This window comes from Staphylococcus delphini, assembly GCF_900636325.1.
Lineage (GTDB): Bacteria > Bacillota > Bacilli > Staphylococcales > Staphylococcaceae > Staphylococcus > Staphylococcus delphini.
Genome location: NZ_LR134263.1, coordinates 2329500 through 2344448 on the forward strand (window position 1 = coordinate 2329500; position 14949 = coordinate 2344448).

Here is a 14949-nt window from a genome sequence, read left to right on the forward strand (position 1 = left end):
CGCGCATTAAGAAAGTCACGAATCAATCGTTTAAACACGATCGCCTCAAAATGTTATTTCGTTAAAAGTGTTATTAAATGCTTATCCACAGTGATATTGATATAATAGAGTAATGAATTGCGAAAAGTTAGGAGAACACAATGGCCTTATTTGTCATCTTAAATATCATTATCGTCGTTGGCGTATTTCTCATTGATATGTATCGACATCAATACCAATACGTACGTTTAAGTGCTTTCTTATTTGCGATAACTGTGAATAGTTTACTGAACCCTATTTTATTAAACCAGCTGAATTTTATTACGATGAGTAGCTTTTTAATGTATTTGACTTGGTTCATCTTGCAAATGTATTTAGATCGCCATGTACATACATTTAAGATTCAAAACCAAAAATTTTTCACTGGTATTATTGCTATGATGATTAGCATTTTATTCGTTGTGATGACTCAAACGGCAAATCAAACGATTTACATGTCTGTGCCGTACTTAGCACCAGCTGTCTTTTTATTCGGCGCCATTTTACAATTTTCTAGTGTGTTTCATTCACCACGGTTTGAAACTTTTTATCGCCGTTTGAAAATGAAAACCCCATTATTCATCGGTGCCTGCTTTATTGTTGCGTCCATGATACTGATGATGCTATTGACGCCTTTTTGGTACTTATATCTCATCATTTATGCGTGCCTTATCCTCATCTTTTTGTTCGAACAAATATTTATTTTAGAAAAAGATGATTAAAAACAAATCGAACGTGGTATGTATTAATTGAGCCTTAACATAGTATAGAAAATAAAGGAGGCATTTACTATGGGTTTTATAGTGATGTTAATCGTCGGCGGTCTCATTGGTTGGGCTGCTGGTGCAATTTTAGGTAAAGATATTCCAGGTGGTATTATTGGAAATATTATCGCAGGTTTAGTTGGTTCTGCAATTGGTAGCTGGTTATTAGGCCATTGGGGACCAGAATTCGGTGGCGTATACATTTTACCAGCATTAATCGGATCAATTATTTTAATCGCATTAGCTTCATTAATTTTAGGTAAAATGCGAGGCAAAAAATAAGTTGCGTTTTTCTTAATGCGCTTATTTTAAAATAGCTTGAGGTGTAGGTTGCGAAGTCTTTAAGGTTGACTTCCGACTTACACCTTTTTTGTATTCTATTTTAAATATTTTTAGTCTTACATATCTTGCGCTACGATGACTTAGATGGGAAAACTCGTCCTCTTTCTCCTAAATGCACACACAAAATTGCCTTTATGAATGAGACTTCCGAGGGGGTGAGCCATAGAAAATTTTGATGCCATTAATGCTTTTTTGTTAAACTTGCCCTCCCTATGATTTATAGTTTTTGATTGCCCAGAAGGCTTCCCGTTCCTAGGGGCTGATCCTCCAACTAACCAACGCTTTGATTTTACGATTACATTTGTTGAAGCGTTGGTGGATTTTCCGGACCAGCTGATCCCTCAGGAGTCTCAGCCTTCTGGGCAACCTTTTATCAAATACAGCAAAACTGAGTGCAAGTTTATGCAACCCAGCATACAATCGCAACAATTTTTTGTATCCCATTCCCCCTCATTTTCCGACTATTTTAAAAAGATTAATGCATCATAAATCTATGAAGGGATTAAGGCCAAAAATTTTTTATGTTTTAACCTCTTAAACTTAATGATGTCCAATGTTTGACGCAGTAACTGTCTAGATGAAGCTAACTGAATCGATGAAATAGGGAGTGCCCTCTTTCCTTACTTCTGTCCATGCAAGATTGCAAAAATGGGTGAGACTTACGAGGGAAAATGTAAAAAAGGATAATAGATTGAAGAGCGATTAAATTTTTGATGCCGTTATTTAAGTTAATTGAATAGGAGTGCCCTCTTCCCTTACTTCTGTCCATGCAAGATTGCCGGATGGACGAGACTCCCGAGGGAAAATGTAAAAAAGGGTAATAGATTGAAGAGCGATTAAATCTTTGATGCCGTTATTTAAGTTAATTGAATAGGAGTGCCCCCTTTCCTTACTTCTGTCCATGCAAGATTGCAAAAATGGGTGAGACTCCCGAGGGATCAGACGCAGCCGAAAATCCGCCAACGCTTCATTCATGTAACAGTTCAATCAAGCGTTGGCTAGTTGAGGCAAGTCCCCTGGGAAAGCGAACCCATTAAAGCAATCCTATGCATGTGAAATGTTTGAAAAGGAAAGACGGCAATCCTATGCATGTGACATGTTCAAAAAAGAAAAAAGGGGCCAAATGACACTAACCTACTTCTTTTCTTCATGAAATTCTGGCATTTCCACATTCGCTGCTTCCACAATATACTTCGGTCGTTGTTTCACTTCATAATAAATACGCCCAATATATTCACCGATGACACCAATCGAAACGAGTTGAATCCCACCAATAAAGAGCACTGCAGCAATAATAGTAAAGTAACCTGGTACGTCAACACCGTGAATGAGTGTATCAATAAAGAGATAAATAATATAAATCATACTGACACCAAAAATGAGGAGTCCTAAATAAATCATTGTACGGAGTGGCTTGTAATTAAAAGAAATTAAGCCATCTATCGCATAATTGAGCAAACTTCCGAATGACCATTTCGATTCACCCGCTTCACGCTCGACATTTTCATAATGAATGACCTTACTGTTGTAACCAATCCATGAAAAGAGTCCTTTTGAGAAGCGGTTGTACTCTTTCAAGCTGACGAGCGAACGGACGGCACGCTGACTTAACATTCTAAAATCACCGACACCATCTTCTAACTCTATATCCTCAATGAAATAATTGATCATTTTGTAATATAAACGGGTTACCCATTTGCGCGATACATGTTCACCCGCCCGATTACGTTTGGCAATAGTTTGATCATAGCCTTCACGATACGCTTGGACCATTTCAGGTATCAACTCAGGCGGATGTTGTAAATCGGCGTCAATCATCACGACCACATCACAATCCGTACTATGTTCAAACCCTGCAATCATCGCAGCCTCTTTCCCGAAATTTCGACTAAATGAAATAAACTTCACATGGGGTGACTGTGCGGCTGCCTGTTGGAGAAGCGTCATCGTATCATCTTGACTCCCATCATCAACAAACAACATGTCGTAATCATAAGTTTGGTCGACGCTATCTTTTTCTAGTATTTCTGTTAATTCTTGAATCGTTTGATGTAAGACGTCCGTTTCGTTAAAACACGGGACAATCACACGTAATTTCATTTTGTGCACCTACTCCATTAGCTTTTTTCTATCTACTATCCCTTGCTTCTGCCCCTTTGCATGAAAAACATAACTTTCACTCTCAAAATAAAAAAGCGGCATAGAATTCTAACGTTCACATTAGATTTCGTATGTCCGCTCTACATAGAAACAATTACATAAAATGTTGTTCAGTTACTTGTGCACATGTCTCCGATTGCTCTGACACACTTGCAATGACTCATTTAGGATTCATCTTTTAAATAATCATCCTCGTCATCTTCATTTTTCATGCGTGCTTCGTTGTATTCGTAACGCAATAACACATGAATAATTTGATGGTTTTCAATTTCAGAAATCACCCAACGATCATGCACCGTATCGACAAAATCGTCTTGTTCGAGATCGGTGTTTTGCGCTTGAAGCCAACCCCCGATCGTATCAATATCTTCTGAATCTTCAAAGACAATGCCGAACATTTCTTCTAAGTCGCTGAGCAAGACACGTCCATTAATTTGGTATGTTTGCTCGTCTAACTTCACAATATCGTTCACTTCATCATCGTCAAACTCATCTCGAATTTCACCGACGATTTCCTCTAAAATATCTTCCATCGTTAAAATCCCAGCTGTACCACCGTATTCATCAATAATTAAACTGATGTGTACATGTTCGCGTTGCATACGTACAAGCGCATCACTAATGCGTGTCGTCTCTGAAATCATTGGCAATTCATGAATATAGTTACTAATTTTAATCGGTACACCTGACGCGTATTCCGTTAAAAATTCTTTCACGTTTATAAAACCTTTAATGTGGTCTTTATCGCCGTCTTCCGTAATAGGATAACGTGTAAATTGATGTTCTTTAATCGTCTCCAGCAACTCATCAACATTAAAAGGTTCGTTCAGTGTAATCATTTGCGTACGCGGCACCATAATATCTTTCGCGTGGCGTTCGTCAAATGAAAAAATATTTTGCATATATGCGAGCTCAGTTTGGTTAATTTCACCACCATGATAGCTGTTATTCATAATGATTTTGAGTTCTTCTTCTGACATCGCTTCATTACCTGCATGGGGATCTGCACCAAAAATTCGAATGATAAAGCGCGCAGAACCATTCATTAACCAGATGAGCGGCTTCATAATCAATCCGAAATAGTACAGCGGTCTTGCATAAAGTAATGCGATACGGTCTGTATATTGAATCGCTAAACTTTTCGGTGCCAATTCACCAATCACGACATGAATGTATGTCACGACAGTAAAAGCCACTACAATCGATACCGTCATCACTAGCGCATCCGGGATGTTCAACAGTTCGATGACCGGGTGTAAAATTCGTTCAAATAAAGGCTCACCTAACCAACCTAATCCAAGTGAAGTCACTGTAATCCCGAGTTGGCAGGCTGATAAATAATAATCTAAATTTGAAATCATTTTTTTCACGACACGTGCATTCCCATTTCCCTCAGCAATGAGTTGTTCCACACGTGAAGCTCTCACCTTTACTAATGCAAATTCAGAACCTACAAAGACTGTAGTTAAAGCAATTAATGCAAAAAATATAAATAAGTATAATATGGTCGTACTATCCAATTAGTTCCCTATTAGATAGGGATTCACCTCCGTTAATTGACATCGCCCAATAGAAAGCGATGTTGTATTGATTTGGCTATAGCGACAAGTCATATTCACATTTCCTAAATCCTTCCCATTGAGCAACCTCCAGACACAAAAATATTAATTTTATCATATCATATCTTTGAGTGAAATTATACTATGAACCTGTGAGACTTGAGACCCATTTTGTTCAGATTACGTTTTATCCTTGTTTTATTTTGATTGACTCCCTTTATTGCTACGTACCCTATGTTAATACGTGTGGCGACACAGTACATCGAACGCATTTTGAAGTTGAGAGACGATTTCTGACATCTTGAGCCTCAAACTTTTCCCAAACACTAAAAAAAAACACACGGGGATGGGACATAAAAATTTTTGATGCTATTGATGCAATATTTTTGTTAAACTTGCCCTCCCTATGATTTGTGGCTTTATATTGCCTTCATGGCTTCGCGTTCCTAGGGGAGGTTGTGACAAAAGCGCTTAGGATTTGAGCAGAACCGAGCGATGAGCAAAATTGATTTCCAAATTTTGCCGAAATCGCGGGAGTTCTGTCGAAAATCCTGCTTTTGGAACACCGTTTATTGATTCCCAGCGCACCCATTCATTGTGGATTTTGGGAGCAGTACAGAAATCTCATGTGTAACAAAGATTTCGTCGTACTGCCCCCGCAAGGCTGACTAGACTTCTCAAAAGCATGCGCATTGAGAAGCCAGACAGCTACTGCGTTAAACGGTAGTCAGTTTTAAAGTAAAGAAGTGACTGCTAGCAGTATGCACGTCGCCCCTCAGGAGTCTCAGCCTTCTGGGCACTCTTACATCAAAAGTAATGACTTAGGGCAAGTTTTTGAAATGAAGAAAATCAATAGCATCATTTTTTATATCTCATTCACACTCATTTTTCAACTACTTTAAAGTCATTAATGAATCAGAAATCTATGAATGGCTTGAGGCTTAATTTTTCCAAGCCCCATCCCTTGGTATACACAACAAAATATAGTAAAGGAGCTGAGGAAACTTAATTTCCCAGCTCCATATGTCTCTTCAAAAATGTCTATGCTTTATTGGGTGATTGTTTGATGATACCGTAAATCACCGCACCGACAACTGCACCAATTAAAATGGCAAGCAGTGTGAGTAATGCGTGACTTGGGTCTGTACCAATAATCACGACTAAACCACCGTGTGGCGCGTTAATATTTGAACCGAATAGTAACGCAAGTCCACCAGCAACACCTGAACCGATCATCATTGACGGAATGACACGTAATGGGTCTGCCGCCGCAAACGGAATAGCCCCTTCAGTAATAAAGCTTGCCCCCATGACAAAGTTAGGAATGATTGAACCGCGTTGTTCTTTAGTAAATTTAGAACGGAAAATCATCATCGCTATCGCAAGTGCAATTGGGGGTGCCATACCGCCAACCATTGCTGCTGTAATCGGTGCTGTATTGCCTGCTGTTAACGCTGCAGTACTGAACACGTAAGCGGCTTTGTTGAATGGACCACCCATGTCAATCGCCATCATTGCACCGAGTACGATACCGAGAATGACCACATTGCTACCTGATAAGTTGTTCAATCCTGAAATTAAAGCATTGTTTAACCATGCAGCAGGTGTATTGAATACGTAAATCATCAATAAGCCTGTGACAGTAACAGAAACGATTGGGTAAATCAATGTTGGTTTAAGCCCTTCTAACATTTGCGGGAAGTTTTGCGTTGCTTTCTTAATTCCTTGTGTTAAATAACCGGCTAAGAAACCAGCAATAATGCCACCTAAAAATCCTGAGCCACCAGAGACTGCAAGCATACCCCCTACAAGACCTGCTGCGAAACCTGGTTTGTCAGCAATACTACGTGCAATGTAACCCGCTAAAATTGGGATGATTAACGCAAATGCACTCTTATTCCCGATGTTCCATAATGTTTCAGCAAACGCATTATATTCCGGACTTTTCGGATCCATCGCATTTGGTCCAATCATAAATACAATCGCCATTAAAATACCACCCGCAATAACAAGCGGCAACATGTTCGACACACCATTCATCAAGTGTTTGTAAATCGCTTTACCGACACTTAATTTTTCATCTTCGTCATTTGCGCTTTGACGATTGTCAGCTACGAATGGTTTACGCGTTGTATCTAATGCTGTGTTAATTAATGATTCTGGGCGTTTAATCCCATCAGCTACAGGAACTTGAACCACGTTTTTACCATTAAAACGGTTGGTTTCAACGTGAACGTCCGCCGCAACAATCACACCTGTCGCACGTTCGATATCTTCTTGCGTTAATCTGTTTTTAATACCACTCGCGCCGTTTGTTTCGACTTTAATGTTAATACCCATTTCTTCAGCTTGTTTTTTCAAAGCATCACGTGCCATATACGTATGTGCAATACCTGTTGTGCAAGCTGTCACCGCAAGAATATAAGGTTCATCATTGTCTACAGGTGCAGGTTCAGCCGTTGTTTCTGTGTCTTCATCTGTTGCTTCATCATCTGCTTTATTAATAATTGCAAGTACTTCCTCAGGTGAATCCGCTTCTAATAAACCTTGACGTACACTTTCGTCCATTAAAACACTCGATAATTTGGCTAAAGCATCTAAATGTGTTTGCGCGCCTGTCGCTGGTGCAGCAATCATAAAGAATAAATGTGCCGGTTGCATGTCTAAACTGTCGTAGTCAACACCTGCTTTAGACTTACCGAATGCGATCGCTGGTGTTTTAACCGCTTCTACTTTCGCATGTGGAATCGCAATCCCTTCACCGATACCTGTTGAACTTTGTTGTTCGCGTTTGTGAATCGCTGCAATATAGTCATCTAAGTGATTTAATTTTCCTGCTTGATTTAATTGTTGTGCGAGCTCGTCAATGGCACCCTCTTTCGTCGTCGCTGAAAGGTCCATTGCGATTGTTTCTTTTGTGAGTAACTCAGTAATTCTCATGTTACCCCTCCTCATTAAGTGGTTGAATCGTCACATGTGCTTGGAGTTCTTGAATCGTGTCATATTGTGCTAAATCATCGTTAAAGGCTGTCGCAGAACCTGATGCAATGGCTAATGTGAGTGCTTCAGGTAACGCGAGGTTTTGTGAAAGCCCTGCAATCATTCCGGCTACTGTACTATCACCAGCGCCGACTGTATTGACAACTTGACCTTGTGGCGCTTGAATTTTGTAAGCCACTTCTCGATCCGCATAAATCGCACCAGCACCACCAAGTGATACGATAACGGATTGTGCGCCTTTATCAACTAAACGGCGGGCATACATTAACACGTCTTGGTCTGTCTCTATCTTCGTGTTAAACATTGCTTCAAGTTCGTGTTGATTTGGTTTAATAAATAAAGGTTGATACGGCAAAATCCCTTCGATTAAAGACTTTTCAGCATCAACGACAAGTTTTGCACCTGTTTGTTGTGTGATTTTTGCAATATCGATATAAATCGTATCCGGCAAACTTGAAGGCACACTTCCGGCGACAACGACAATATCATCTGAAGTCGTCGCTTGAAGTTGTTCGAATAACGTCGCCACTTGGGCCTCAGTAATATGTGGGCCTGCTGCGTTAATTTCTGTTTCAGTTTGACTCTTCAACTTCACATTGATGCGCGTATCTTCATCAACTTGTGTAAATGCCGTATGAATTCCTTCTGCTTTTAAAGTGTTTTCGATAAAATGACCTGGAAAGCCACCGATAAACCCTAAAGCTGTTGAAGGGACTTGTAATGTTTGTAAGACACGAGAAACGTTGATCCCTTTACCACCCGCAAATTTCGCGGTGGCCGTCGTACGATTCAACGCACCCGCAGCAAAATCATCTACAAACATGACATAATCAATAGATGGATTGAATGTCACTGTATAAATCATCATTTGCCTCCTAATATTTCAAAATGATTGTCATAAATATCAAAATGACGCATATGACGTGCTTTTTCTGAAGTAATTAAAATCGGTTGCTCTGTCGCGTGAATCGCCGCTAAGTATTGCTGATTGAACTTTGATGCATCCGCAAGTATATACACTTGTTGCGCGTGTTGCATGGCTGTCTCTTTCACGATCGCCTCACGTTCATCCGGTGTCGTGAGCCCTGCTTCACAGTCGATACCATTCACACCTAGAAATACTTTATTAAAGCGATAATGTTGTAAGAACGAGACTGCACGACTACCGACTACCGCCAAAGTGTTCGCCTTCACATCGCCACCGATAATTTTAGTCGCGATCCCTTTTTTCAATAACTCTTCAACGTGTGTTAACCCATTCGTAATCACCGTAATGTCTTTCGCCGTTAAAAAAGGAATCATTTCTAAAGTTGTAGAACCGGCATCTAAATACAAACAATCACCATCATTCACTAGCTGTGCCGCTCTTTTCGCAATTTCCACCTTTTCTTCAATATGCTGTGTACGTTTCTCATGAAGTTCAGGTTCCTTTTGTTCGCTAATTAACTTTGCGCCCCCGTGCACACGCGTCAACTTGCCATCGTCTTGGAGTTTCGATAAGTCACGTCGAATTGTGGAAGCACTTGAGCCCGTATATTCCATTAAATGTTGTAATGATAGGAATTGATGTTGTTCCAATGCAGTGAGTATAAGTTCATGCCTTTTTTCCGTTAACAACTTTATCACCTCAATTTAGTTACATTATAGTGTATCCGTTTTCATTAATCAACCATTTTCGTTCATAATTTTTCAAAATCAGTCATATATAGGTGAGGAATGACAAAAATCAGTCACATTCAGTCAAAAAGAGCATTGGAATTTTTCACTTTGCTCTTCATTCAGCCATGACAATCAATATGAATCGTTATGTCGTCGTGCTATGATAGGGTTAAAGGGATTACATCTAATCAATGAACAATTCAAAAAGGAGCGTGACAGATTTGAAAACGGATAACCTCGATGAAGCATTGAATGGTATCGGCATTTTGGATTTGATTTTTGTTGTTCCTTTCTTTGTACTCTTTTCTTATCTACCATCAGAACATGGGTGGCAATGGATCGTCAATATCATCATTGTCATACTCTGTGCGCTAGGTGCTGCGTATCTTTTCCATACGATTAAGGCGCAGTTCAAAAGCAAACGTCATTGAAAAATTAAGATGGCGAGTATTATCATCATGACCACGTGATTCCATCGAAATGGTTTCAATCTTTTGTTAAAGTAATCATAGATAAATAGGAGATTGAAGGAGGACGTGGTGATGCTAAAAAGTAAAAAAGCACGGCTGACATCGCTAGTCATTTCTCTAGTGATTTTTATAGGTTTTGTCGTACTAGACATTTATAATATTATGACGAAAGAATCGAATATTGCACTCATATTAAGTGTTGTTAGCTTACTCATTTTCTGGACATTTATTATCATTGACATTTACATCATATACAAGCTTAAACAAGAAGCGTGACCGACTTTTTCGTCGCATCACGCTTCTTGTTTATATGCTATGATTTTAATAACGTTCGTACGCGTAAGAACCAATGACTGCACCAGCTGGAATACCGATAAATGGTGTGAAAATCATACTTAACAACACCATTGACACAATCATAATCACAAAACTTTTAGAACCGACCTTCATATCTAACAAATTTTCTTTAATACGGTCAAAATAATCTCTGACTTTCATCACTTACAACTCGATATTTAGAATTTTTTAACTTCGCTACATCCTTATAATATCTCACGAATCGCATTGTATACATGAGTCCCGGGGCCTATATCAATGTCAGACATTTGTTGTATATGGCAGATGTTCCAAAGTATCACGCCTATTCCAAATTACTGAATGACCTGCTTCACTTCAGCATGACTCATCTCAATTAAATCATGCGGCGCTAAGCCCATTTGTACGCCGCGTTGTCCCGCACTCACAAAGACCCTGTCGAGCAGCTCTATCGTACCATTAATGACTGTTGGAAAATGGGTCTTCATTCCAATCGGCGAGCAACCTCCACGTACATAGCCTGTCACTTTTTTCAAATCGTCGAGTGGCATCAAGTGCAATTTCTTTTCGTTTACCGCTGCCGCTGCTGCTTTCATATCTAAATGTGCTGTCACCGGAATAACGAAAACAAAATGTTCATGGTTCGCATTTTCAAGAACGAGCGTTTTGTATACTTCTGCACTGTTTGCGTTAATTAGCGCTGCAACTTCATGACCTTCAAGATGACCTTCGCCGACTTCAAACGTTCGAATCTCATAGTCTACTTTCGCTCTATCCAATTGACGCATCGCATTCGTTTTCTTTTGTTTCGCCATGAGTCTACCTTCTTTCTATCATTTATCGCGCAAATATCGACCGCACAACTTGTTCATCTGAATCACTTTGGTCATACGTCATGAATTGTGCAATGACCTTTTGATGATCAACAGATGGTGTTGTTTCAATGTATTGCTGAATTGTTTCAACATCTGGTGCGACTTTTTGAATACTTGGAAACTCCGTCATATCAAAGTAAAAGCCGACATCCTGTTGATAATCTACGGTATCTTCATCAAGAATTAAAATAGGACGATTTAAATGCGCATAATCAAACATTGCTGACGAATAATCTGAAATCAGTATTTCTGATATTAAATATAACTCTTGAATGTCAACCATTTCATTAAAAAAGCAATGGACGCGCGGATGTAAATTCTGATAACGTTCACGCAAATGTCCTTCATTCGGATGCAATTTCACAATCATTTCATAAGAAGACGGGAGACGTTCCAACAATGCGACAATATCTAATTCTGACACTGATTCTCGGGCATTTTTACGCCAAGTTGGACAGAATAAAATGTACTTTTTAGACGCATCTCTTTGGAAGAAATACTTTTCTTGAATTTCCAACCATTTCGCTTCATCGTTTTGATGGCGGATTAACAAACTGTTCCGTGGTGCACCGTCACGTAAAATCGTTAAATTCGGATGCGTATCAAGTCGAAATGCCGATCGAATATACGTTTCGTAACGTTCTGAAGTGGATAACAAGACATCCCACTTCTGCATGCGTGGCGCAAATTGTTGGGCTTGTTTTTGACGTTCAACAGCATCTACTAGGTCATTCACCATCCGTTTAAGCGGAAAACCATGCCACGTTTGAATCACTTGTTGGTCAGGGTGTTTCACCAGTCTATCCCACAAATTTCCGTTAATGACCGCATAACGACATCGTTCAAAAGCACGCATGTAAGCACGTGTGCCAAAGCGTACAGGTGTCATATCATAGCTACGAATTTCCATTTCCACTAATGGATCCGCTGCACTCACATAAATCGTAAGTTCCGGATATAGTCGCTGCATCGCACATGCAATGGCTTTCGGATCACCTGAAAAGTTTTTACCATGAAATGATTCGATAAACACCGCTTGATCAGACACGTGACGGCGTTGATTTTGAAACTTTTTCACTTGTGCTTCAACGTTAAAGAGCCCTTTACGCGTCAGTTGATACAAACGTGACCCTTTACGAAACGGACTTTTCGGTGCTTGTTCTGCTGTCTCTTTCACTTTTACTGCGACACGTTTCGCCGTATTTTGGACATATTGATAACTTGCTTTCATTTTCGGTTTGGCAATTTGCGCCACATCAATCGTATGCGTTGCTGCCATAGCTTTCGTTTGAGCAATCAATGCCTCTGTATCGTGCCCTTGCGCAAGTTGTGTATGGAAAGTCTCGACATCCGCTTCACGTTCCGCATCTGTATACGTGCCATTCACCATCTCTACAATTTTTGCAGCATCACTTTCTAATGATTTTGTGAGCCAAGTGACTGCATGAAACGGCGCATAAATATCTTTCAACACACCATCTTCACCCGGATAAAGACACACACGATTGCCTTGTGCCATTGCTTCTAATATCGAATAACCGAACGTTTCATATGGCGATGTGGACACGTAAATATAATCTGTCGGCTCTGGTCCGTTAATATGGACATAATCTTCTAAATGATACGCAACGACGAGATTTTCGTACAGTTCCAGTGAGGGGCCATATCCTTGTAAATAAAGATGAATGCGCGTTTCACCTTGTGTATGCACGAAATAGCGCATCAACTTTAACACATACGAAATGTCTTTAATTTCATCTTCAAAGCGGGCTTTCATTAATAAATTGTGCGTTTGATGGACGGGTTGCGCTTGAAATTGCACGTGCTGATGGTTCACATACATCGGAAAGACATACGGATAGTCATAGCGCTCTTGAAATGCTTCTGCAATTTTTGGCGTACTCACACGCACCGCATCAATCGCTTCTAATGCCAGATCCATTTGTGGGTTTAGATACGCCAACGGACTGTGAATTTCACCTAAAATGCGCATTTCCGGCGTACGATGTTTCACTTCTCGCGCAAATTTGAAAAAGTCCTCACGTGTTAAAATCAATAAGTCTGCCTGAGCTAACGTCTGTACCCCGCGAAATGCGATAAACTGCGCGCCTTCAATCGCTTGCCCTTCTTCAGCTTTCAATTGAGTGACTTGACGTTGACGAAAGTGCATGTAATTGACATATGTCACTTGATGACCTGCACGCAGGAAACTTTGGATTAAATTGAGGTTACTTCGCGTTGTGCCACCTTTTTGAAAAATGTTATAGCCTAATATTTTAATGTGCATCACGTATTCGCTCCTACTTCTTCAATTCAATTTCCCACATTATAACATGAAAATAGCAGATTATCGCATGACACCAATGTCGTCATGACGTGCCAAATGAGATATCTGCTGTTTCAAATTATTTTTAATTCACATCTCTAAGACTGTTTCAAATTTTGATGACGTCGCAACTGTTTTTCAATCAAAATTACAATACAACCGAGGAGCATGAAAATAATCGACATGTATAATGGATATTCAATATTGACATCATATAAACCACCGGCAATGAGCGGTCCAATGAAATTCCCCATACTCGTAAATGTTGAATTAAGTCCACCCGCAAAGCCTTGACGATTCCCTGCAATATTTGAGAAATAATTCGTTAATGCAGGTCGAATTAAGTCAAAGCCGATAAACACGATGAAACAGATCAACATCACGTGCCAATAACTATGTGCAAAAATAAGGAGCATAAGGACAAACGCCGAATAGATTAAAGCATAAATAATAAATACGAGCTCACTCATGCGACGGATCATTTTATCAAATAAGAACACTTGGAAGATGGCACCAAAAATACCGCCACCTGTAATCGCAATTGAAATGTCACCTGGTGTAAAATCCATTTTGTCCGCCGTATACAATGGAAATAACGTCTCAAATGCAGATAAGCCAAACGCTAAAATTAACGTTAAAATGGCAGGCGTAATAAAGGCTTTATAATTAATTTTGCCAAATTCCGCACTATCAAACTGTGCAAACCCTTGCGTCGTTGCACGTTTCGGTGACTGGATGAAGATCAAAGTACAAATAAAGGCCAAAACGCCGAGCACACCAGCAAAAACAAAGGGCAAACGATGTGAAATCTCTGCCAAGAAACCACCTATCCCTGGCCCTAAAATAAAGCCCGCTGAAATGATGGCTGACATGTAACCAAAATTGCGCGCTTTATCTTTTGGTGGAGAGAGATCCGCAATCAAACCTGTCACCCCTGGCATGACCATCCCAGCACTAAAACCGCCGAGTACACGTGACACGATAAGTAACGAAAAAGTGTGGCTCCATGCAAATAAAAACTCCGAAATACTAAATAAAACTAAGCCAATACAAATAATGAGTTTTTTGCCTAATCGGTCTGCCAAAGTCCCGCCAAAAGGTGAAATCAACATTTGAGCGAGCGCAAATACTGCAACGAGTACACCTAGATCTGCCCCGGTAAGCCCTAAATCTTTTAAATAGACCGGTAGCACAGGAATAATGAGCCCGATTCCTAAAAAGACTAAGAAAATATTCAAATATAAGATGATGAATTGTTTTTTCAAATGCGCCACTCCTTCCGCTTCATTCAAAATATTACAACATTATATAACATTTATTTTACAAAAGAAAGTTTTGAAACACTAAAATTAAAAGATTTTGAAATAAAGAACATCAAACTTTTTGTATACGATTAACACAAACTCATTTTATCATTTTATAGCTGATGATCATCTAGAGGTGGCCGGTGCGCGTGATGTA

The 14949-nt window shown here is 39.7% G+C and carries 13 protein-coding genes; 4 read left to right on the forward strand and 9 right to left on the reverse strand.

What is annotated here, in order from left to right:
* The first annotated feature begins 140 nt into the window (after positions 1-140).
* Positions 141-740, forward strand: a complete 600-nt coding sequence (locus EL101_RS10935) for a hypothetical protein (RefSeq protein WP_096596645.1) — start codon at positions 141-143, stop codon at positions 738-740.
* Between the two features lie 69 nt (positions 741-809).
* On the forward strand, positions 810-1064 hold the full coding sequence (locus EL101_RS10940) for a GlsB/YeaQ/YmgE family stress response membrane protein (protein ID WP_014614552.1): 255 nt from the start codon (positions 810-812) through the stop codon (positions 1062-1064).
* A 1194-nt stretch (positions 1065-2258) separates the two neighbouring features.
* Here EL101_RS10940 and EL101_RS10945 read toward each other — a convergent pair.
* From EL101_RS10945 to EL101_RS10970, 5 genes are all read right to left on the reverse strand, one after another.
* Entirely contained in the window at positions 2259-3224 is a 966-nt protein-coding gene (locus tag EL101_RS10945) for a glycosyltransferase family 2 protein (RefSeq protein ID WP_096596644.1), read from the reverse strand.
* Positions 3225-3448: 224 nt separating this feature from the next.
* On the reverse strand, positions 3449-4804 hold the full coding sequence (locus EL101_RS10950) for a hemolysin family protein (protein WP_096596643.1): 1356 nt from the start codon (positions 4802-4804) through the stop codon (positions 3449-3451).
* A gap of 1080 nt (positions 4805-5884) precedes the next feature.
* A complete protein-coding gene (locus EL101_RS10960) occupies positions 5885-7783 on the reverse strand; it encodes a PTS fructose transporter subunit IIABC (protein ID WP_096596642.1) in 1899 nt (632 codons plus the stop codon).
* 1 nt (position 7784) lies between these two features.
* On the reverse strand, positions 7785-8708 hold the full coding sequence (gene pfkB, locus EL101_RS10965; RefSeq protein ID WP_096596641.1) for a 1-phosphofructokinase: 924 nt from the start codon (positions 8706-8708) through the stop codon (positions 7785-7787).
* Positions 8708-9460, reverse strand: a complete 753-nt coding sequence (locus EL101_RS10970) for a DeoR/GlpR family DNA-binding transcription regulator (RefSeq protein ID WP_096596640.1) — start codon at positions 9458-9460, stop codon at positions 8708-8710. Before EL101_RS10970 ends, pfkB begins: the two co-directional genes overlap by 1 nt.
* Before the next feature lie 254 nt (positions 9461-9714).
* On the opposite strand from EL101_RS10970, the gene EL101_RS10975 reads away from it, so the two are divergent.
* Both EL101_RS10975 and EL101_RS10980 read left to right on the forward strand, forming a co-directional pair.
* Positions 9715-9933, forward strand: a complete 219-nt coding sequence (locus EL101_RS10975; protein ID WP_373364900.1) for a DUF6007 family protein — start codon at positions 9715-9717, stop codon at positions 9931-9933.
* A 111-nt stretch (positions 9934-10044) separates the two neighbouring features.
* Entirely contained in the window at positions 10045-10248 is a 204-nt protein-coding gene (locus EL101_RS10980; RefSeq protein WP_096596638.1) for a hypothetical protein, read from the forward strand.
* A gap of 45 nt (positions 10249-10293) precedes the next feature.
* Here the strand turns inward: EL101_RS10980 and EL101_RS10985 are convergent, their stop codons facing one another.
* The 4 genes from EL101_RS10985 to norA all read right to left on the reverse strand — a co-directional run bounded on the left by EL101_RS10985 (position 10294) and on the right by norA (position 14753).
* Positions 10294-10470, reverse strand: a complete 177-nt coding sequence (locus tag EL101_RS10985) for a VraH family peptide resistance protein (protein WP_142302264.1) — start codon at positions 10468-10470, stop codon at positions 10294-10296.
* Between the two features lie 152 nt (positions 10471-10622).
* Positions 10623-11102, reverse strand: coding sequence for a Cys-tRNA(Pro) deacylase (gene ybaK / locus EL101_RS10990; RefSeq protein ID WP_096540155.1), 480 nt, complete (start codon positions 11100-11102; stop codon positions 10623-10625).
* 22 nt (positions 11103-11124) lie between these two features.
* Positions 11125-13449 (reverse strand): CDP-glycerol glycerophosphotransferase family protein, encoded by a 2325-nt coding sequence (locus tag EL101_RS10995; RefSeq protein WP_096596637.1) that lies wholly within the window; start codon positions 13447-13449, stop codon positions 11125-11127.
* Positions 13450-13586: 137 nt separating this feature from the next.
* Complete coding sequence (norA, locus tag EL101_RS11000; protein WP_096596636.1) at positions 13587-14753, reverse strand: multidrug efflux MFS transporter NorA; 1167 nt, start codon at positions 14751-14753, stop codon at positions 13587-13589.
* Positions 14754-14949: the final 196 nt, after the last annotated feature.